Genomic DNA, 18,792 nt, shown 5'->3' with positions numbered 1-18,792 from the left:
GGCCGGGTCCGACCCGCCAGGCCCGACCGCGCGCCTACGCCCGCAGATACGCCAGCACGGCCAGCACCCGGCGATGGGTCTCGTCCGCCGGCGGCCTCGACGGCCGTCCACGTCCTGGAGGACGGCGTCGCCCTCATCCGCTCCGAGGCCAGCGCCGCCACCCCCGGCCCCCTCGCCGCCACCCCCGGCCCCCTCGCGGCCACCACCCGCCTCCCGCTGGCCGTCGGCGAGGTGAGCGGCCTCGACGACGACTCGGTCATCGTCAACGAGGAGTGGCAGCGGCACCGGGTGGGCACTGGGTCCGCGTCTGGCTCGGCGACGGAACACCGCGCACCCTGCGGATCGCCGCGGTGATGACCACCGGCACCGGCGACAACGGCGTCTACGTCACCCCACGCAACGCCCCCGGCGCCACGGTCGACCGGATCGACGTGGCCCTGACCGACGACGCGGACCCGAACACCGTCGCCACCGCCCCGCACCGGGCGCTCGGCCCCGGGAACGGGCAGATCCTCACCCGCGACGCATGGATCCGCGCCACCCACCCCGAGACGAACCGCACCACCCGCCTCGGCCTCCTCCTGGTCCTCGGCATCGCCCTCCTCTACACGGGCATCTCCGTGGCCAACACCATGGTCATGGCGACGTCCGACCGGGCCCGCGACCTGTCCCTACTGCGGCTGGCCGGAGCCACCCGGTGGCAGGTCCTGCGGCTGACCGGCGCCGAGGCGCTGACGGTCGTGGCGGCCGGCGCCCTCCTCGGCCTCCTGGTCGCGCCTTTAACCTGGCCGACAGGGCGAGCGCCCTCGCCCTGTTGTCGGCCCCGGCCACGATCGAGCTCCCGTGGCAGGCCCTCGGCACGACCACAGCCGTCTGCGCCCTCCTCGCGACGACCTCCGCATTCGCCCCGGCCGCCCTCGCCCTGCGCCGCCGCCCGGCGGAACTGGCGGGCATACGGGAGTGACGGGCACAGGGACGCCGAGGCCGGTCCATCTCATGATGAAACCGATAGCCTGGCAGCCGTGAAACGGACCTCGTTCGACACCTGGCCCTGCTCCATCGCCCGCACCGCCGACATCCTGGGCGACGCCTGGAGCCTGCTGGTGCTGCGCGAGGTCTTCTACGGGGAATCCCGCTTCGACGGCTTCATCGGCTCGCTCGGCATCGCCCGCAACACCCTCACCGACCGGCTGCGGCGCCTGGAGGCCGAGGGCCTGCTGCGGCGGCGGGCCTACCAGAGCGACCCGGTCCGCCACGAGTACCTGCTGACGGACAAGGGCCGCGACTTCTTCGGCGTACTCGCCGCGATCAACGCCTGGGGCGACCGCTGGCTGGCCGGCGACGAGGGCGCCCCGGTGGTCCTGCACCACACGCCCTGCGACCACGACACCGAGGCCCGGGTCGTCTGCTCGTCCTGCGGGGAGCAACTGCGCCACCAGGACATGACCGCCAGCACCGGCCCCGGCTACCCGGCCCGCCTCCTCGACACCCCCGCCGTACGGGACCGCTTCGCCCCCGGCCGGCCGCTGGGGGATGCCCGAGCCGGCCAGGCCTGAGAGCTTCCTCACACCAGCACAACCCCCGGATGCCGCGAGACAACCATCACATCCGCAGACACGAGAAACGGGCGGCATCTGATCGATGCCGCCCGTTCCGACGGTGCGCGAGGGGGGAGTTGAACCCCCACGCCCTTGCGGGCACTGGAACCTGAATCCAGCGCGTCTGCCTATTCCGCCACCCGCGCATTGGGTGTGTCATGGGCTCCTGCCCCTTGGGGCCTGGCGCCTTCCGACACCCAGAACATTAGCACGCGGGGCGGGGTGGATTCACATCCGTTCTTCCGCAGGCAGACCCGCCTCCGAGCCTTCGGTGCCCTGGCCACGTATCAACGCGTAGCGCTTCACGTATCAACCTCGTACCGGTACCCCCCGTCTCCCCAGCAGGGGGTCGGGGTCCACAGCCGGGTGCGGGACACTGGTCTTCGGCCGCCTCTACGATCCTTGTCAGGAGTACGCGAGAGCGGTTGCGCGGCAGCCGTATCACCGGAGGAGTTCGAAGGGGAGCTCCACAGGGAACTTCGTCATGCGTCGACATCCGTCGGCCGTGCTGACAGGGGGAACCAGCCGATCGAGCGGCGCGTGGATACGATCAGTAAGCAGTACCAGGCAAGCGGCCCGCAGGGCAGTACACAGGACGGCAGCGACGGAGGAGGTGCCCCATGGGAGTCCTGAAGAAGTTCGAGCAGCGTCTCGAAGGTCTGGTCAACGGCACCTTCGCCAAGGTGTTCAAGTCCGAGGTCCAGCCCGTGGAGATCGCCGGCGCGCTCCAGCGCGAGTGCGACAACAACGCCACCATCTGGAACCGCGACCGCACGGTCGTACCCAACGACTTCATCGTGGAGCTGAGCACGCCCGACTTCGAGCGGCTCAGCCCCTACTCCGGCCAGCTCGGCGACGAGCTGGCCGGCATGGTGCGTGATTACGCCAAGCAGCAGCGCTACACCTTCATGGGCCCGATCAAGGTGCACCTGGAGAAGGCGGAAGACCTGGACACCGGCCTGTACCGGGTGCGCAGCCGTACGCTCGCCTCCTCCAGCAGCCAGCAGGCCCCGTCAGGCGCCGCCGCGCCCGCGGCCCCGCCCGCCGGACGCCCCGGCGGCTACGGCTACCCGCCGGCCGCCGCGCCCGCGGGCGCCCCGCCCATGCCGGCCGCGCCGCCGCCCGGCGGCCGCCCCGGCGGGTACGGCTACCCGCAGCCCGCGGGCACCCAGCGACCCCCGGCCGCCCCGGCGGCCGGCGGACGCACCCGCCACTGGATCGAGATCAACGGCACGCGCCATCAGATCTCCCGCGCGACGCTGGTGCTGGGCCGCAGCACCGACGCCGACGTGCGGATCGACGACCCCGGCGTCTCCCGCCGGCACTGTGAGATCCGGACCGGAACGCCCTCGACGATCCAGGATCTCGGATCCACCAACGGCATCGTGGTGGACGGGCAGCACACCACCCGCGCTACGCTCCGCGACGGCTCGCGGATCGTCGTGGGCAGCACCACCATCATTTACCGGCAAGCCGAAGGGTGAAGCGGGGGCAATGTCAGAGCTGACCCTCACGGTCATGCGGCTGGGTTTCCTGGCCGTTCTGTGGCTGTTCGTGATCGTGGCCGTGCAGGTCATCCGGAGCGACCTGTTCGGTACGCGCGTCACCCAGCGCGGATCGCGCCGGGAGGCCGGCCGGCAGCAGCAGGCCGCCCGCCAGGCGCCGCCGCAGCAGCGCCAGCAGTCCGGCAGCGGCCGGCGCGGCCGTAACGCCCCCACCAAGCTGGTCGTGACCGAGGGCACCCTCACCGGCACCACGGTCGCGCTCCAGGGCCAGACCATCACCCTGGGCCGGGCGCACGACTCGACCATCGTGCTGGACGACGACTACGCCTCCAGCCGCCATGCCAGGATCTATCCGGACCGCGACGGCCAGTGGATCGTCGAGGACCTCGGCTCCACCAACGGCACGTACCTGGACCGGAACCGGCTGACGACTCCCACACCGATTGCGCTGGGCGCGCCGATCCGCATCGGCAAGACCGTCATCGAGCTGCGGAAGTAGTACGACAATGAGCGAGCGGAGCGAGCACGCAGTGGCGGGCCCCACCCCGGGCCCCGGCGCGCTCCCGACCGGAGGGTGGGCAGTGTGGCTCGACACGACCGGCTGTACCCGGAGCCGACAGGCGAGGTGCGCATGAGTCTGTCACTGCGCTTCGCGGCCGGATCGCACAAGGGGATGATCCGGGAGGGCAACGAGGACTCCGGATACGCCGGCCCGCGCCTGCTCGCCATCGCCGACGGCATGGGCGGCGCCGCGGCGGGCGAGGTCGCCTCCTCCGAGGCCATCTCCACGATCGTCGCGCTCGACGACGACGTCCCCGGCTCCGACATCCTCACCTCGCTCGGCACGGCCGTACAGCGCGCCAACGACCAGCTGCGCTCGATGGTCGAGGAGGACCCCCAGCTGGAGGGCATGGGGACCACCCTCACCGCCCTGCTCTGGACCGGCCAGCGCCTCGGCCTGGTCCACGTCGGCGACTCCCGCGCGTACCTCCTCCGCGACGGCGTCCTGACGCAGATCACGCAGGACCACACCTGGGTGCAGCGTCTGGTCGACGAGGGCCGCATCACCGAGGAAGAGGCCACCACCCACCCGCAGCGCTCGCTCCTCATGCGCGCCCTCGGCAGTGGCGACCACGTCGAACCGGACCTGTCCATCCGCGAGGTCCGCGCCGGCGACCGCTACCTGATCTGCTCCGACGGCCTGTCCGGCGTGGTGTCCCACCAGACCCTGGAGGACACCCTCGCCAGCTACCAGGGCCCCCAGGAGACCGTCCAGAACCTGATCGAGCTGGCGCTGCGCGGCGGCGGCCCGGACAACATCACCGTCATCGTCGCCGACGTCCTCGACCTCGACACCGGCGACACCCTCGCGGGGCAGCTCTCCGACACCCCGGTCGTGGTCGGCGCCGTCGCCGAGAACCAGCACCAGCTGCAGGACAACTCCTTCATGCAGACCCCCGCCGGCCGCGCCTCCGGGCTCGGCCGCCAGGGGCACGGCCAGGGCGGCGGCGGCGAGTTCGGCCCGCCCGGCTCCGGCGACACCACCGGCTACATCCCGGCGGCCGGCCTGGGTTACGGCGACGACGACTTCGACAAGCCCCGCAAGAAGGGCCGCTGGCTGAAGAGATCCTTCTACGGCGCCCTCGCGCTGGCCGTCATCGGCGGCGGCCTGTACGGCGGCTGGCGCTGGACGCAGACGCAGTACTACGTCGGCGCCGAGGGCGAGCACGTCGCGCTGTACCGGGGCATCAGCCAGGACCTGGCGTGGGTGTCGCTCTCGGAGGTCGAGAAGGACCACCCCGAGATCGAACTCAAGTACCTGCCGCCCTACCAGCAGAAACTGGTCGAGGCGACGATCGCCGAGGGCGGGCTGGAGAACGCCCAGGCGAAGATCCAGGAACTGTCGGTGCAGGCCTCCGCGTGCAAGAAGGAGGCGCAGCGGCGCCAAGCCGAGAGCCAGAACAACTCCAAGACCGGCGAAGGCGAGGCCGGGGGCACCACGGGAACCACTCCCGCCTCCTTCACGTCCAAGGCCACACCGACGCCGAACCCGTCGAACCCGTCGAACCCGTCGGGCTCGCCGTCGGCGCCTGAGAAGTCCCCGAACCCGTCCACGACCGCACCTACTCCCAGCCCCGGCCCCAGCCTCTCGGAGGAAGAGCAGAAGGTCGTCTCGCTGTGCGGTAAGCAGTAGGCAAGCCGTGAGAGGCCCTGTTACACGATGAGCGGTACGAACACATCGCCGACGCACCACACGTCCACGATCGGCGCGATCGGTGCGCCGAGCCGGCGCAACACCGAGCTGGCGCTGCTGGCGTTCGCCGTGGTCATCCCGGTGTTCGCCTATGCCAACGTCGGGCTGGCGCTCAACGACTCGGTGCCGCCGGGTCTGCTCAGCTACGGGCTCGGACTCGGCCTGCTGGCGGGCGTCGGCCATCTGGTCGTAAGGAAGTTCGCGCCGTACGCGGACCCGCTGATGCTGCCGCTGGCAACTCTGCTGAACGGCCTCGGTCTAGTCGCCATCTGGCGTCTGGACCAGTCCAAGCGACTCAGCAACTACGCCGAAGCCGCACCGCGCCAGCTGCTGTATTCCGCGATGGGCGTCGCCCTGCTGGCAGTCGTACTGATCTTCCTCAAGGACCACCGCGTCCTGCAGCGCTACACCTACATCTCCATGGCCGGCGCGCTGTTCCTGCTGATCCTGCCGCTCGTGCCGGGACTCGGCGCGAACATCTACGGCGCCAAGATCTGGATCAAGATCCCCGGCCTCGGCACGCTCCAGCCCGGTGAGTTCGCCAAGATCGCCCTCGCGGTCTTCTTCGCCGGCTACCTCATGGTCAAGAGAGACGCCCTCGCCCTGGCCAGCCGCCGCTTCATGGGCCTGTACCTGCCGCGGGGCCGCGACCTGGGTCCGATCCTCGTCGTCTGGGTCATCTCGATCCTCATCCTGGTCTTCGAGACCGACCTCGGTACGTCGCTGCTGTTCTTCGGAATGTTCGTCATCATGCTGTACGTCGCCACCGAGCGGACCAGCTGGATCGTCTTCGGTCTGCTGATGTCCGCGGTCGGCGCCGTCGGCGTGGCGAGCTTCGAGCCTCACATCCAGACGCGTGTGCAGGCCTGGCTCGACCCGATGCGCGAGTTCGAACTCTCCCGCGCCGGCGTCCAGGACGGCGTCGTCCACTCCGAGCAGGCCATGCAGGCGCTGTGGGCCTTCGGCTCCGGCGGCACGCTCGGCACCGGTCTCGGGCAGGGCAACTCCGACCTCATCGGCTTCGCCGCCAACTCCGACTTCATCCTCGCCACCTTCGGCGAGGAGCTGGGCCTCGCCGGTGTCATGGCGATCCTGCTGCTCTACGGCCTGATCATCGAGCGGGGCGTACGTACGGCGCTCGCGGCCCGCGATCCGTTCGGCAAGCTGCTGGCCATCGGCCTGTCGGGCGCCTTCGGCCTCCAGGTCTTCGTCGTGGCCGGCGGTGTGATGGGCCTCATCCCACTGACCGGTATGACGCTGCCGTTCGTGGCCTACGGCGGTTCCTCCGTGATCGCCAACTGGGCCCTGATCGGCATCCTGCTGCGCATCAGCGACACCGCACGCCGCCCGGCCCCGGCCCCGGCCGGCAATCCCGACGCCGAGATGACTCAGGTGGTCCGCCCGTCATGAACAAGCCCCTGCGCCGGATCGCGGTCTTCTGCGGTCTGCTCGTCCTGGCACTGCTCATCCGCGACAACTGGATCCAGTACGTCCAGGCCGACGAGCTCAGGACCGACAAGAACAACCGCCGCGTCACCATCGAGCGCTACGCCTCCCCCCGCGGCGACATCATCGTCGACGGCAAGCCGATCACCGGTTCCGCCGAGACGTCGGGCAGCGACTTCAAGTTCAAGCGCACCTACAAGAACGGCCCGATGTGGGCGCCGGTCACCGGCTACGCCTCGCAGGCCTTCGGCGCGACCCAGCTGGAGTCCATCGAGGACGGCATCCTCACCGGCAACGACGACCGGCTCTTCTTCCGCAACACGCTCGACATGCTCACCGGCAAGAAGCAGGAGGGCGGGAACGTCGTCACGACGCTGAACGCCGCCGCGCAGAAGGCCGCCTACAACGGCCTGAAGAAGCAGGGGGGCAAGGGCGCCGTCGTCGCCCTGGAGCCGTCCACCGGCAAGATCCTGTCCCTGGCCTCCTACCCGTCGTACGACCCGTCGTCCTTCGCCGGGAACTCCACGACGACGGACACCGACGCCTGGCAGAAGCTCCAGAAGAAGAACAACCCGAACGACCCGATGCTCAACCGGGCGCTGCGGGAGACCTATCCGCCCGGCTCCACCTTCAAGGTGGTCACGGCGGCCGCCGCCCTGGAGGACGGCCTGTACACGGACCCGGACGGCAAGACCGACTCGCCCGACCCGTGGATCATGAAGGGCACCACCACCAAGCTGCCGAACGAGGGCAACATCCCCTGCAAGAACGCGACACTGCGGGTCGCCCTCCAGTACTCCTGCAACACCGTCTTCGGCAAGATCGGCTCCGACCTCGGCAACGACAAGATGCTGGACATGGCCAAGAAGTTCGGCTTCGACGAGGAGCAGTTCACGCCGGTGCGCGCCAATGCCTCGGTGTTCTCCGACGACATGAACCCGTCGGAGACCGCGCTGTCGTCGATCGGCCAGTTCAACACCGCCGCGACCCCGCTCCAGATGGCCATGGTGGCCTCGGCCGTCGCCAACGACGGCAAGCTGATGAAGCCGTACATGGTCGAGGAGCTCCAGGCGCGCAGCGTCGACACCATCGAGAGGACCGAGCCGGAGGAGCTCAGCCAGCCGCTGTCCCCGGAGAACGCCCAGAAGCTCCAGTCGATGATGGAGACGGTCGTCGACAAGGGCACGGGCTCCAACGCCAAGATCCCGGGCGTCACGGTGGGCGGCAAGACCGGTACCGCCCAGCACGGTGTCGACAACAGCGAGAACCCCTACGCGTGGTTCATCTCCTACGCCAAGGGTGAGGACGGCAGCGCGCCGGTGGCCGTGGCGGTCGTGGTCGAGGACGACAACGCCGTCCGTGACGACATCTCCGGCGGCGGCCTCGCGGCGCCGATCGCGAGGAACGTGATGGAGGCGGTCCTCAAGAGCAAGCAGTGACTCCGCTCACGTCTGCTTCACAACGGTGCACGTTGCGATACCGGTCCTGTATCGGCTGACGGGCTTGGCCAGGTCACACAAAGCGAGCCGGGTACGGTAGGCCCGGACGGCAGCCTCCGACCGTACAAGCTTCCGGTCGGGACCGACGGAGAGGGCTGGTAGGTAGCTATGGAAGAGCCGCGTCGCCTCGGCGGCCGGTACGAACTGGGCCAGGTGCTCGGGCGTGGTGGCATGGCGGAGGTCTACCTCGCGCATGACACCCGCCTCGGCCGCACCGTGGCGGTGAAGACGCTGCGCGCGGATCTCGCGCGTGACCCTTCCTTCCAGGCCCGGTTCCGCCGGGAGGCCCAGTCGGCCGCCTCGCTCAACCATCCCGCGATCGTCGCGGTCTACGACACGGGCGAGGACTACATCGACGGGGTCTCGATCCCGTACATCGTCATGGAGTACGTAGAAGGCTCGACGCTCCGCGAGCTGCTCCACTCCGGCCGCAAGCTGCTGCCGGAGCGGTCGATGGAGATGACCATCGGCATCCTCCAGGGCCTGGAGTACGCCCACCGCAACGGCATCGTCCACCGCGACATCAAGCCCGCGAACGTCATGCTGACGCGCAACGGCCAGGTCAAGGTGATGGACTTCGGCATCGCCCGCGCCATGGGCGACTCGGGCATGACCATGACGCAGACCGCGGCGGTCATCGGCACGGCCCAGTACCTCTCGCCGGAGCAGGCGAAGGGTGAGCAGGTCGACGCCAGGTCGGACCTCTACTCGACCGGCTGTCTGCTCTACGAACTCCTGACGGTGAGGCCCCCCTTCGTTGGCGACTCGCCGGTCGCCGTGGCCTACCAGCACGTCCGGGAAGAGCCGCAGGCGCCGAGCGTCTTCGACCCCGAGATCACGCCCGAGACGGATGCGATCGTCCTGAAGGCGTTGGTCAAGGACCCCGACTACCGCTACCAGTCGGCCGACGAGATGCGCGCCGACATCGAGGCCTGCCTCGACGGCCAGCCGGTCGCGGCCACGGCGGCGATGGGCGCGGCGGGTTACGGCGGTTACCCCGACGACCAGCCGACGACGGCCCTGCGCGCGGACTCCGGTGCGGGCGCCACGTCGATGCTGCCCCCCATGAACCCGGACGACGGCGGCTACGGCTACGACGACCGCCCCGACCGGCGCCGCCAGCAGCAGCGCAAGTCCAACACCTCGACGATCCTGCTGGTCGTGGCCGGCGTCCTCGTCCTGGTCGGGGCCATCCTGATCGGGCGGTGGGCGTTCAGCGGCAACGGCGTGGCCAACGACACGGTCGCCGTCCCCAACCTCGTCGGCCAGACACTGGACGACGCCAAGAGACTGGCGGTCAACAGCGACCTCAAGCTGAGTACGACCGAAAAGCCCTGCGAGAACCAGAGCAAGGGCAAGGTCTGCGATCAGACCCCGGATTTCCCGACCAAGGTCAAGAAGAACTCCACCGTCGAGGTCGTGGTGTCGACGGGCGCGCCGAAGGTGTCCGTCCCCAGCGTCACCGGCCTGAGTCTCGACGAGGCGAAGGAAAAGCTGGAGGACGGCAAGTACGAGCTCCAGGTCGAGACGGAGACCCGGACGTCCCCCGAGGACCCGGGCACCGTGCTCGAGCAGAACCCGACCACGGGCGAAGAGGTGGAGAAGGGTTCGACGATCACCCTGACCGTCGCCAAGGCCGAGGAGAAGGCCACCGTGCCGGACGTCGTCGGCCAGACCTGTGACGCGGCGAAGGCCCAGATGACGGCCAACGACCTGACCGGTCAGTGCACCGAGCAGGAGACCGACGACCCGAACCAGGTCGGCAAGGTCATCTCCACCACCCCGCAGGCCAATCAGCAGGTCGACAAGAACTCGTCGGTGCAGATCGTCGTCGGCAAGGCCAAGCAACAGCAAAAGGTGAAGGTGCCGGAGGTCCGGCTGCGGACCCTGGGCCAGGCCAAGCAGATCCTGCAGCAGAACGGGTTCACCAACATCCAGGTGTCCGGAGCGCAGGACGACAATGCCGTGGTCACCCAGCAGGATCCGCAGCCGGGTACCGAGGTCGACAACCCGGGCGGTCAGGCGATCACGCTGACGACCGCCGGCGGTGGCGACAGCGGCGGTGGCAACAACGGCGGAGGCAACGGCGGAGGCGGCATCTTCGGAGGCACCATCAGCCGCAACGAAGACGGCTGACCGGTCGCTTCTCGTACGGCGAGCGCCCCAGCACTCTCAGAGCGCTGGGGCGCTGTGCTGTCCGCGGCCGGCAGCGGGGTGTCCGAACAGGCTGTTCGAGCCTCGGAGTTCGATGATCGGTTAAGATGCGCCTTGATCGCGTTTTGAACGCGACATGATCAATGGGGGAACATCATCAAGAAGCGAATCCTGGCCGTCGTCGGCGCTGCCTGCGCCCTGACGTTCCTTGCCACGGGAACCGCGAACGCCGGGACCAACAGCGGCTTCGTCTACACGACGGACTGGGACCCGGGCGGCAAGGGCGCCTTCGGTCACGACGGGGACTGCCTCACGGTCTACGACGACCAGAGTGACGGCTACGCCGTCGAGATCCACCTCTTCAGGATGAGCGACTACAAGACGATCGCCGAACTGAGGACGACGCAGCCCGCCCTGTCGCACAACTACCAGTGCTTCGGGAGCCAGGTGCCCGAGAACATCAAGGTCGGCGTGCGTGTCTCGCTCATCAAGAGCGGCGACAAGTTCAGCGGCTTCAAGTACAACCTCACCACCTGAGCCGCGGCCGGGGAAACACAGCCGGAGGGGGCCTGTCCCGTGTGACACACGGGACAGGCCCCCTCCGGTTCGTTCGGGTGGGCCCCGAACTGCCCGTCACCTCACCGCAGTTCCTCCGGCGGGGTCCGGTCCGCATCGACCTTCTCGACCCGCTCCAGCTCGCCCCACACGATGTACCGGTACGTGCTCGTGTACACCGGCGTGCACGTCGTCAGCGTGATGTAGTGGCCCGGCTTCTTCTTGCCGGACTCCTTCGGCACCGCCGAGAGGACCTTGACGTTGTACTTCGAGGTCTCGGGAAGGATGCCGTAGACCTTGTAGACGTACCACTTGTCCTTCGTCTCGAAGACGATCGGGTCGCCCTTCTCGATCTTGTCGATGTTGTGGAACGCGGCGCCGTGACCGTCCCGGTGGGCGGCGAGGGAGAAGTTGCCGGCCTTGCCCGACATCGGCAGGGCCGACTTGACGGGATCGGTGTAGTACCCGGCGACACCGTCGTTGAGGATCTTGTTCGACGTGCCCTTCTCGACCAGGACCTCGTCGTTCCTCATCGCCGGCACATGCAGGAACCCGATGCCGTTCTTCGTGTCCAGCGCACCGGGCCCACCCCGGCCGTGAGCCCAGTCGTCACGGACCTGGTCCGCCTGCTTCCCGGCCGCACGGTCGGCGACCACGTTCGTCCACCAGAGCGAGTAGGCGACGAACAGGCCCAGGACCAGTCCCGCGGTGATGAGGAGTTCCCCGAAGACGCTCACCGCCATGGCGATCGGGCCGGGACGGCGCCGGGCCGCGGACGGCCGGGACGCCGCCGCGCCGGTGTGCTCTTCGTGGTCCGTGTCGGTGGTCGCTGCCACTGGTCATCTGCCCTTAACTGACGAGCGCATCCGGCTTGCCCTTGCTGCGCGGCCGTTCCTCGACCATCTTGCCCCACACGATCATCCGGTACTTGCTGGTGAACTCCGGCGTGCACGTGGTCAGCGTGATGTAACGGCCGGGCTCGGTGAATCCCGACCCCGCGGGGACGGGATTCAGGACGCTCGTGTTGCTGGGCGAGGTGACCGGCAGGATCGAGGCCATCTTGTAGACGTAGTACTCGTCCTGCGTCTCCACGACGATCGGATCGCCCGGAGTGAGCTTGTTGATGTACCGGAACGGTTCTCCATGGGTGTTGCGGTGGCCCGCGAGCCCGAAGTTCCCGGTCTTGTCACTGGGCATCGCGGTCTTCAGCGCGCCCTCGGCGTAGTGGCCGACCATGCCCCGGTCGAGCACGCCCTTGCTGTTCGTGCCCTCGGCGATCGGCACCACCACGTCCAGCTTCGGGATGTGCAGGATGGCGAAGCCCTGCCCCGGCTCGAAGGCCCCCGGGTTGCGCTTGCCGTTCGCCCAGTCGTCCTGGAGGCTGCTGGCCTCCTTGCCGGCCTGCGCGTGCGCCCGGACGTTCGTCCACCAGAGCTGGTAGGTCACGAACAGCAGCATCAGCACGCCGGTCGTGATGAACACCTCGCCGATCGCCCGGCTTGCCACCACCGCCGCACCCGGCTTGCGCGCCCGCGCCTGCCGTCGCGCCTCGACCCGCGACAGCGGTGCCCGCCGCCCCTCCGGAGCCGAGTCCTGGGCCGAGTCCTGGGCCGGTCGGGTCTCCGCAGCGCCGCCATGGCGCCCGTGACGGCGTTTGGAGGCCTTTCTGCGGGCCGCGCGGCCGCCGTGGGCAGGTCCATCGTTCCGGGTGGCGGAAGAGCCCGCAGAACCGGTCATGGGGTCATCGGCCGCGGGCGGCGGATCCGGTATCCGCAACGCCACCGTCTCCTCGTCGACGACAGGCGGGTACGGCTCGTCCGGGACGGGCTCGTACGGCGCCGCGTACGGCTCCGGCCCGGACGCGTACGTCTCCGGTGTGAACGGCTCCGGCTCCGGGGCGTACGGCTGCGGCTCCGGCCCTGGCATGTACGGCTGTGACGGCGGCTGCGGCTGCGGTTCCGGCCGCGGAGAAGCACCGTACGCCCCTCCACCCGACCAGTCCTCGAACGCACCCGGCGCCCCGTACGACTGCTGCCCGTACGAGGTGTCGGACTCGCGCTCGGGGCGCAGCGCGGTCACGCCGTGGCCCTGCCCACCACCGGGGCGAGCCCCGCCGACCTCGCCACCGCACCCTCGTCGCCGCACTCCACCAGCCAGTTGGCCAGCATCCGGTGCCCGTGCTCGGTCAGCACCGACTCGGGGTGGAACTGCACGCCCTCGACCGGAAGTTCCCGGTGCCTCAGGCCCATGACGATGCCGTCGTGCGTCCGGGCCGTGACCTCCAGCTCCGCCGGGACCGTCGCGGGCTCGGCGGCCAGCGAGTGGTAGCGCGTCGCCGTGAAGGGCGAGGGCAGGCCGGCGAAGACACCCCGGCTCGTGTGCTCGACCGGCGAGGTCTTGCCGTGCAGCAGCTCGGGCGCGCGGTCCACCACACCCCCGTACGCCACCTGCATCGACTGCATGCCGAGGCACACGCCGAAGACCGGGACGCCCGTGGCGGCGCAGTGCCGGACCATGTCGACACAGACGCCCGCCCCCTCCGGCGTGCCCGGGCCCGGAGAGAGCAGGACCCCGTCGAAGCCGTCCTGGGCGTGCGCCGTCGACACCTCGTCGTTGCGCAGGACCTCGCACTCGGCGCCCAGCTGGTACAGGTACTGGACCAGGTTGAAGACGAAGCTGTCGTAGTTGTCGACGACGAGAATGCGCGCGCTCACTGGTTGTCCACCGTCACATCGTTGAAGGGCAGCAGCGGTTCCGCCCACGGGAAGACGTACTGGAAGAGGACGTAGACCACAGCCACGACCAGGGCGAGTGAGATCAGCGCCCTCACCCACGTGCTCCCCGGCAGATGCCGCCAGATCCAGCCGTACATGCCGTCCCTTCCGTCGTACCACGGCACCAGACCCACGCCGTACAGCCACCAGACTAACGGCGCAACGCCTCAGGTTTCCCGGCCTCCACAGGCTGGGTGGAGTCCAGGTGCGCCCAGACGATCAGCCGATGACTGTGTCCCCATTCCGGTTCGCACGTCGTCAGCGTCAGATATCGGCCCGGACGCGTGTACCCGGATGTACGTGGGACAGGGTCGATCACCTCGATATCGGAGGGCACTGTTTTGTACGGGCCTTTGTCGATCCGATACGTGAACCACGTCGTGCCGTCGGTCAGCACCACGGCGTCACCCCGCCTCAGCCGGGGGAAGTCCTTGAAGGGGTCGCCGTAGGTGCGGCGGTGACCGGCGACCGCGAAGTTCCCCTTCTGGCCGAGCCGGGCGGTCTCCGCGTAGTGGCCCAGGCCCTTCTTCAGGGTGCCGGTCGCCGTGCCTTCGAGCACCGGCTTGTTCCACGTGAAACCAAGACGTGGGATGTGCATGATCGCGAAGGGCTTGCCCTTGGCGTAGGGCGCGGGTTTTGGAGGGCTCGCGGTGTTCGCGGTGGAGGAGCCGGCCCCCGCGGGGGGCGTGCTCGACCGCGCCCACTGCTCCTGGAGCAGTTCGATCTGGTCGTCCATGACGCCGTCGGCCTTCACGCCGGTCCAGAACAGCACGTAGACGACGAACAGCACGATCACGCTGCCGACGGTGATACACAGTTCGCTGACGGTCCTGACGATCACACGCACCGGCGGCTCCCCCGGCCAGGCTCTACTCCTCCACGGGCTTCGCGTAGTGCAGATCCACTGTGCCCGAGTAGCCGGGAAGAGTCACCGGCCCGTTCTCCTCGACTTTCCAGCCGAGCCCGTAGACGTTGACGTAGACCATGTAGTTCTGGATCGCCGGGGACGCCGCGAGCGCCTTCTGGAGCTTGTCCGGGTCACCGACCGCCGTGATCTTGTACGGCGGTGAGTAGACGCGGCCCTGGAGGATCAGGGTGTTGCCCACGCAGCGCACCGCGCTGGTGGAGATCAGCCGCTGGTCCATGACCTTGATGCCCTTGGCCCCGCCCTGCCACAGCGCGTTCACCACGGCCTGGAGGTCCTGCTGGTGGATGACCAGGTAGTCGGGCTGCGGCTCGGGATAGCCGGGCAGCTTGGCGGTGGCGTCCGGCGGGGCGTCGTTGAGGGTGACCGAGAGCGACTCGCCCTTGAGCTTCTGCGTGCCCGCGCGCTTCTCCAGGGCGGCGAGCTTCTCGTCCTCCGCCTTGGTGCTGCCGTCGTCGCGCTCGGCGAGTGCCTCTATCTCCTTGCGCAGGGTGCCGTTGGTCTCGTCCAGCTCGCCGTTCTTCCTGCTGCGCTCCTCGATGAGATCGGACAGCTTCAGCAGCGAGGTGTCCGTGCGGATGTTGGTGCCCTTGGCGGTGTTGAAGCTGGTGAAGAAAATGAGTCCCGCGAGAGCGAAGACGGCCGCCGTGAGGATCCGCACGGGCCGGAAACGGCGCGCGCCCTCAGGGGTGGATCCCGTCCCGGGGGAGTCGGCAGAATTGCTCAACGTACCCTTATCTCCTTCGGCGCCACGGAAGCACTACGCTAACGGACGCCCGGGGGAGCACTCAGAGTCCCCTTACGCTGCCCCGAGACCGACTCAGTTCCCTGCGCGGCCACGCAGCGCATCGACAGGAGAGACCCTCGTGCCGAAGTCACGTATCCGCAAGAAGGCCGACTACACGCCGCCGCCTGCGAAGCAGACGACCGCCATCAAGCTGAACAGCCGTGCCTGGGTCGCACCCGTCATGCTGGCCATGTTCCTCATCGGCCTGGCCTGGATCGTGGTCTTCTACGTCACCGACGGCTCGCTGCCCATCGACGCGCTGGGCAACTGGAACATCGTGGTGGGCTTCGGCTTCATCGCCGCCGGATTCGGCGTCTCGACCCAGTGGAAGTAGCGGCAACCCGCAGGTGAACGTAGCTCTGCCCAGGGCTGTTCACTGAGTTATCCACAGCCGTTTTCCACAGGTGGAAAAGAAACGACGATCTGTGGATAACTCGTTGAGCGTTGACGCCGGTATGACGGAAGTACCGGAACTCGAAAACTTGTTCGCCCCCTGCCTGACCTGCGGAAACGCAGGTCAGTGACAGGGGGTACATGTGTTCCCGCACACTGTGCACAAGATCCGCAACCCGCTGTGGACAACGCCCGCGCTCAGCTGAGCTGGGCCGTCCTCAACAGGGTCAACAGGACGACAAGGCCGAGGACCAGCGCACACGTGCCGTACTGGACCAGGGCACGTCGCTCGCGCGGGGCGTGGACCATGGCGTATCCGACGACGACACCGGCGACGAGGCCGCCGATGTGGGCCTGCCAGGAGATGTTGAAGCCCGGGCTGAAGGTGAAGATCAGGTTGATCACCAGCAGCGCGACGATCGGCCGCATGTCGTAATTGCGCTGGCGCATCAGCACGGCCGTGGCTCCGAAGAGGCCGAAGATGGCGCCGGAGGCGCCCAGCGTCGCCGTGTTCGGGGAGGTCAGCAGATAGGCCAGGGCGCTGCCCGCGAGGCCCGAGATCACGTAGAGCGCGAGGTAGCGGACGCGGCCGAGAGCCGCTTCGAGCGGGCCGCCGAGCCACCACAGACTGAGCATGTTGAACGCGATGTGCCAGATCTCCTGGTGGGTGAACATCGAGGTCACCATGCGGTACCACTCGCCTCCCGCCACGCCCTGTGTGGGCGTGAAGGGCGCGGGCGGCCAGGCGCCGAGCAGGACGAGGTCGGTCAGGAGCGACTCGCGGACGGAGACGGCGATGAACACCGCCAGGTTGATCCCGACGAGGATCTTGGTCAGCAGGCGGGGGTCGGCGGTGACGGCGCCGCCCGCGATCGTCCGGGGCATGGCGGCCGTGGGCGCGTGACCGGTGCCGGAGCCGCCGCGGACGCACTCGGGGCACTGGAAGCCGACGGAGGCGTTGACCATGCACTCGGGGCAGATCGGGCGCTCGCAGCGGGTGCAGCGGATGCCGGTCTCGCGGCCCGGGTGGCGGTAGCACATGGGGACGCTGTGGGCGTCCTGCGGGCTGCCCGCAGCCTGGTCGTCCATGAGATCCCCTAGGTCGTGATGAGAAAGCCCGCCCCGCTCATCTTTACGGACGAGCGGGGCGATTGGTTCCCTGTGGGGGCTTCCGCGCTCAGCGGGTCTCGATGACGACCGACTCGATGACCACGTCGTTGAGCGGGCGGTCGGTGCGCGGGTTCGTCTGGGCTGTGGCGATGGTGTCCACGACCTTCTGGCTGGCCGCGCCGGTGACCTCGCCGAAGATGGTGTGCTTGCGGTTCAGCCACGCCGTCGGGGAGACGGTGATGAAGAACTGCGAGCCGTTGGTGCCCGGGCCGGCGTTGGCCATCGCCAGCAGGTAGGGCTTGTCGAAGCGCAGGTCCGGGTGGAACTCGTCCTCGAACTGGTAGCCGGGGCCGCCGGTGCCGTTGCCCAGCGGGTCACCGCCCTGGATCATGAAGCCACTGATCACCCGGTGGAAGACCGTGCCGTCGTAGAGCCTGTCCGTGGTCTTCTGACCCGTCTCCGGGTGGGTCCACTCCCGCTCGCCCTGGGCGAGCTCGACGAAGTTCTTGACCGTCTTCGGGGCGTGGTTCGGCAGAAGCCGGACTTCGATGTCGCCGTGATTGGTCTTCAGGGTGGCGTAGAGCTGCTCAGCCACGATCTGCCTTCCGTTGTCTTTCCGTGACTCCCTGATCCTCGCATGGACGGGGCTCCGCGTCGCCCGACCTCCGTTCACCGGGGGTAAACGGCGCCGATCACTTGCAGAAAACCAGTCGAGTAGTCCCGGGGCGGGGGCGCGCGACGGCGATCCGTGGCATTGTCGACGACAAGCTCCTGTTGCCCCCTATTCATCCGCTATTGCATGCGATCGGCTCCTGATCAGCACTCGGTCCGCTCTTGATCGGTTCTCGACCGGAGAGGGCCCGGGGCCGGTGCCCGTGACCCGGATGCCCGCCCGCGCATGCCTGGTGGCGCACTGGGAGGCATGATCCGTAAAAGGGTGGAAAGTCGAAATACCGTACGCCACCGAGGAGGAGGAACCCGTGACCCGCATCGACAGCGTGCGCGCCGCGACTGGTTCGGCGAAGGACAGCGTGCTGCACGCCGCGGAAGTGGTGGCGCCCTACGCCGACACGGCCAAGGACAGGGCCGCGCACTACGCACACGAGGCACGCGTACGGCTAGCGCCCAAGGTGACGCAGGCCGCCGGGCAGGCGCGCGTCCAGTACGGCGCCCATGTGCAGCCGTATCTGGAGCAGGCCCGCACGCATGTGCCGCCGAAGGTCGACCAGGCCGCCCACGAGGCCGCCGTCCGCACACGAAAGGCCGCCCGGCAAGCGGCGGAGTACTCCAGGCCGAGGCTCGAGCAGGCGGTGGCCGCGGCCGTGCCCGTCACGACCGAGGCCGCCGCCCGGAGTGTGGCCGCGGTGGCCGCGCTGCGCGGTCAGGTCTCGTCGAAGGAGGTCCAGAAGCTGATCCGCAAGCACGAGCGGCGGGCGAGGGCCGGCCGGGCCATGAAGACGCTGGTCATCCTGGGCGCCGTCGCAGGCGGTGCCTTCGCGGCCTGGAAGTGGTGGGACAAGCAGGCCAACCCGGACTGGCTGGTGGAGCCGCCCGCCGCGACGGAGGTTCCCGAGTCGGGCCGCCTGGCCTCTGTGGACGGCAGTGGTGAGTCCGTTCTGGACCCGGAGGTCGAGGCGAAGCAGGCCGAGGACGAATCCGCCCGGCGCGACGACCGTTCCTGACACACGCCATCGGATCCGAAGGCCCGGCTATAGCTCAACGGCACGGCGGGGCGGGAGACTTGAGGCTCGATCTGGAGAGCCTCGGGAGTCTCCCGCCCCGCCGTGCTGTT

Annotated in this window: 18 protein-coding genes, 1 tRNA gene and 1 pseudogene; 11 read left to right on the top strand and 9 right to left on the bottom strand. The window is 68.9% G+C overall.

The genetic code is table 11. The annotated features are described in order from the left end of the window. Positions 1–87: 87 nt before the first annotated feature. Positions 88–964 (top strand): annotated as a pseudogene (locus CP976_RS22180) (ABC transporter permease); the annotation flags it as partial. A 58-nt stretch (positions 965–1,022) separates the two neighbouring features. Beyond that, entirely contained in the window at positions 1,023–1,556 is a 534-nt protein-coding gene (locus CP976_RS22175; protein WP_150481937.1) for a winged helix-turn-helix transcriptional regulator, read from the top strand. A 104-nt stretch (positions 1,557–1,660) separates the two neighbouring features. On the opposite strand, the gene CP976_RS22170 is transcribed toward CP976_RS22175, so the two are convergent. Continuing rightward, positions 1,661–1,744 (bottom strand) — tRNA-Leu (locus CP976_RS22170). Positions 1,745–2,218: 474 nt separating this feature from the next. On the opposite strand from CP976_RS22170, the gene CP976_RS22165 reads away from it, so the two are divergent. From CP976_RS22165 to CP976_RS42990, 7 genes are all read left to right on the top strand, one after another. Further along, a complete protein-coding gene (locus tag CP976_RS22165; RefSeq protein WP_150481936.1) occupies positions 2,219–3,082 on the top strand; it encodes an FhaA domain-containing protein in 864 nt (287 codons plus the stop codon). A 10-nt stretch (positions 3,083–3,092) separates the two neighbouring features. Next, positions 3,093–3,602 carry an FHA domain-containing protein FhaB/FipA gene (locus CP976_RS22160; protein WP_150481935.1) on the top strand — a complete coding sequence of 170 codons (510 nt, stop codon included), beginning with the start codon at positions 3,093–3,095 and terminating at the stop codon, positions 3,600–3,602. Between the two features lie 132 nt (positions 3,603–3,734). Beyond that, positions 3,735–5,297, top strand: a complete 1,563-nt coding sequence (locus tag CP976_RS22155) for a Stp1/IreP family PP2C-type Ser/Thr phosphatase (RefSeq protein WP_150481934.1) — start codon at positions 3,735–3,737, stop codon at positions 5,295–5,297. A 27-nt stretch (positions 5,298–5,324) separates the two neighbouring features. Continuing rightward, a complete protein-coding gene (locus tag CP976_RS22150) occupies positions 5,325–6,767 on the top strand; it encodes an FtsW/RodA/SpoVE family cell cycle protein (protein WP_150481933.1) in 1,443 nt (480 codons plus the stop codon). Further along, complete coding sequence (locus tag CP976_RS22145; RefSeq protein WP_150481932.1) at positions 6,764–8,242, top strand: peptidoglycan D,D-transpeptidase FtsI family protein; 1,479 nt, start codon at positions 6,764–6,766, stop codon at positions 8,240–8,242. The genes CP976_RS22150 and CP976_RS22145 overlap by 4 nt, the downstream gene beginning before the upstream one ends. Before the next feature lie 168 nt (positions 8,243–8,410). Then, the gene (gene pknB, locus CP976_RS22135) at positions 8,411–10,438 is read left to right on the top strand and encodes a Stk1 family PASTA domain-containing Ser/Thr kinase (RefSeq protein WP_150481931.1); all 2,028 of its coding nucleotides are present in this window, start codon (positions 8,411–8,413) and stop codon (positions 10,436–10,438) included. A 384-nt stretch (positions 10,439–10,822) separates the two neighbouring features. Then, positions 10,823–10,993 carry a hypothetical protein gene (locus tag CP976_RS42990; protein ID WP_167537388.1) on the top strand — a complete coding sequence of 57 codons (171 nt, stop codon included), beginning with the start codon at positions 10,823–10,825 and terminating at the stop codon, positions 10,991–10,993. A gap of 101 nt (positions 10,994–11,094) precedes the next feature. Here the strand turns inward: CP976_RS42990 and CP976_RS22130 are convergent, their stop codons facing one another. From CP976_RS22130 to CP976_RS22105, 6 genes are read right to left on the bottom strand one after another with little or no spacing between them, the layout of a single operon-like run. Beyond that, on the bottom strand, positions 11,095–11,847 hold the full coding sequence (locus CP976_RS22130; protein WP_150481930.1) for a class E sortase: 753 nt from the start codon (positions 11,845–11,847) through the stop codon (positions 11,095–11,097). A 13-nt stretch (positions 11,848–11,860) separates the two neighbouring features. After that, entirely contained in the window at positions 11,861–13,090 is a 1,230-nt protein-coding gene (locus CP976_RS22125; protein ID WP_150481929.1) for a class E sortase, read from the bottom strand. Beyond that, positions 13,087–13,725, bottom strand: coding sequence for an aminodeoxychorismate/anthranilate synthase component II (locus tag CP976_RS22120; RefSeq protein ID WP_150481928.1), 639 nt, complete (start codon positions 13,723–13,725; stop codon positions 13,087–13,089). Before CP976_RS22120 ends, CP976_RS22125 begins: the two co-directional genes overlap by 4 nt. Next, the gene (locus CP976_RS22115) at positions 13,722–13,919 is read right to left on the bottom strand and encodes a hypothetical protein (protein ID WP_167537231.1); all 198 of its coding nucleotides are present in this window, start codon (positions 13,917–13,919) and stop codon (positions 13,722–13,724) included. The genes CP976_RS22120 and CP976_RS22115 overlap by 4 nt, the downstream gene beginning before the upstream one ends. A gap of 17 nt (positions 13,920–13,936) precedes the next feature. Further along, positions 13,937–14,632, bottom strand: a complete 696-nt coding sequence (locus CP976_RS22110; protein WP_150481927.1) for a class E sortase — start codon at positions 14,630–14,632, stop codon at positions 13,937–13,939. A 22-nt stretch (positions 14,633–14,654) separates the two neighbouring features. Continuing rightward, on the bottom strand, positions 14,655–15,437 hold the full coding sequence (locus tag CP976_RS22105; RefSeq protein ID WP_150481926.1) for a DUF881 domain-containing protein: 783 nt from the start codon (positions 15,435–15,437) through the stop codon (positions 14,655–14,657). Positions 15,438–15,576: 139 nt separating this feature from the next. On the opposite strand from CP976_RS22105, the gene crgA reads away from it, so the two are divergent. Next, positions 15,577–15,831 (top strand): cell division protein CrgA, encoded by a 255-nt coding sequence (gene crgA, locus CP976_RS22100; RefSeq protein WP_086846254.1) that lies wholly within the window; start codon positions 15,577–15,579, stop codon positions 15,829–15,831. A gap of 257 nt (positions 15,832–16,088) precedes the next feature. Here the strand turns inward: crgA and CP976_RS22095 are convergent, their stop codons facing one another. After that, complete coding sequence (locus CP976_RS22095) at positions 16,089–16,979, bottom strand: rhomboid family intramembrane serine protease (protein ID WP_150481925.1); 891 nt, start codon at positions 16,977–16,979, stop codon at positions 16,089–16,091. A gap of 88 nt (positions 16,980–17,067) precedes the next feature. After that, complete coding sequence (locus CP976_RS22090) at positions 17,068–17,595, bottom strand: peptidylprolyl isomerase (RefSeq protein WP_150481924.1); 528 nt, start codon at positions 17,593–17,595, stop codon at positions 17,068–17,070. Between the two features lie 385 nt (positions 17,596–17,980). Here CP976_RS22090 and CP976_RS22085 point away from each other — a divergent pair, with 385 nt between their 5' ends. After that, on the top strand, positions 17,981–18,682 hold the full coding sequence (locus tag CP976_RS22085) for a DUF5324 family protein (RefSeq protein ID WP_150481923.1): 702 nt from the start codon (positions 17,981–17,983) through the stop codon (positions 18,680–18,682). Positions 18,683–18,792: the final 110 nt, after the last annotated feature.

The sequence above is a fragment of the Streptomyces coeruleorubidus genome (assembly GCF_008705135.1).
GTDB lineage: Bacteria > Actinomycetota > Actinomycetes > Streptomycetales > Streptomycetaceae > Streptomyces > Streptomyces coeruleofuscus.
Note: the sequence above shows the minus strand (reverse complement) of the source record. Positions and strands in the feature narration are given on the sequence as shown.

What these genes read in the sequence shown, in the direction of transcription:
- CP976_RS22165 (WP_150481936.1), top strand. Translation starts at nt 2,219, where the DNA reads ATGGGAGTCCTGAAGAAGTTCGAGCAGCGTCTCGAAGGTCTGGTCAAC.
- CP976_RS22160 (WP_150481935.1), top strand. Translation starts at nt 3,093, where the DNA reads ATGTCAGAGCTGACCCTCACGGTCATGCGGCTGGGTTTCCTGGCCGTT.
- CP976_RS22155 (WP_150481934.1), top strand. Translation starts at nt 3,735, where the DNA reads ATGAGTCTGTCACTGCGCTTCGCGGCCGGATCGCACAAGGGGATGATC.
- CP976_RS22150 (WP_150481933.1), top strand. Translation starts at nt 5,325, where the DNA reads ATGAGCGGTACGAACACATCGCCGACGCACCACACGTCCACGATCGGC.
- CP976_RS22145 (WP_150481932.1), top strand. Translation starts at nt 6,764, where the DNA reads ATGAACAAGCCCCTGCGCCGGATCGCGGTCTTCTGCGGTCTGCTCGTC.
- pknB (WP_150481931.1), top strand. Translation starts at nt 8,411, where the DNA reads ATGGAAGAGCCGCGTCGCCTCGGCGGCCGGTACGAACTGGGCCAGGTG.
- CP976_RS42990 (WP_167537388.1), top strand. Translation starts at nt 10,823, where the DNA reads ATGAGCGACTACAAGACGATCGCCGAACTGAGGACGACGCAGCCCGCC.
- CP976_RS22095 (WP_150481925.1), bottom strand. Translation starts at nt 16,979, where the DNA reads ATGGACGACCAGGCTGCGGGCAGCCCGCAGGACGCCCACAGCGTCCCC.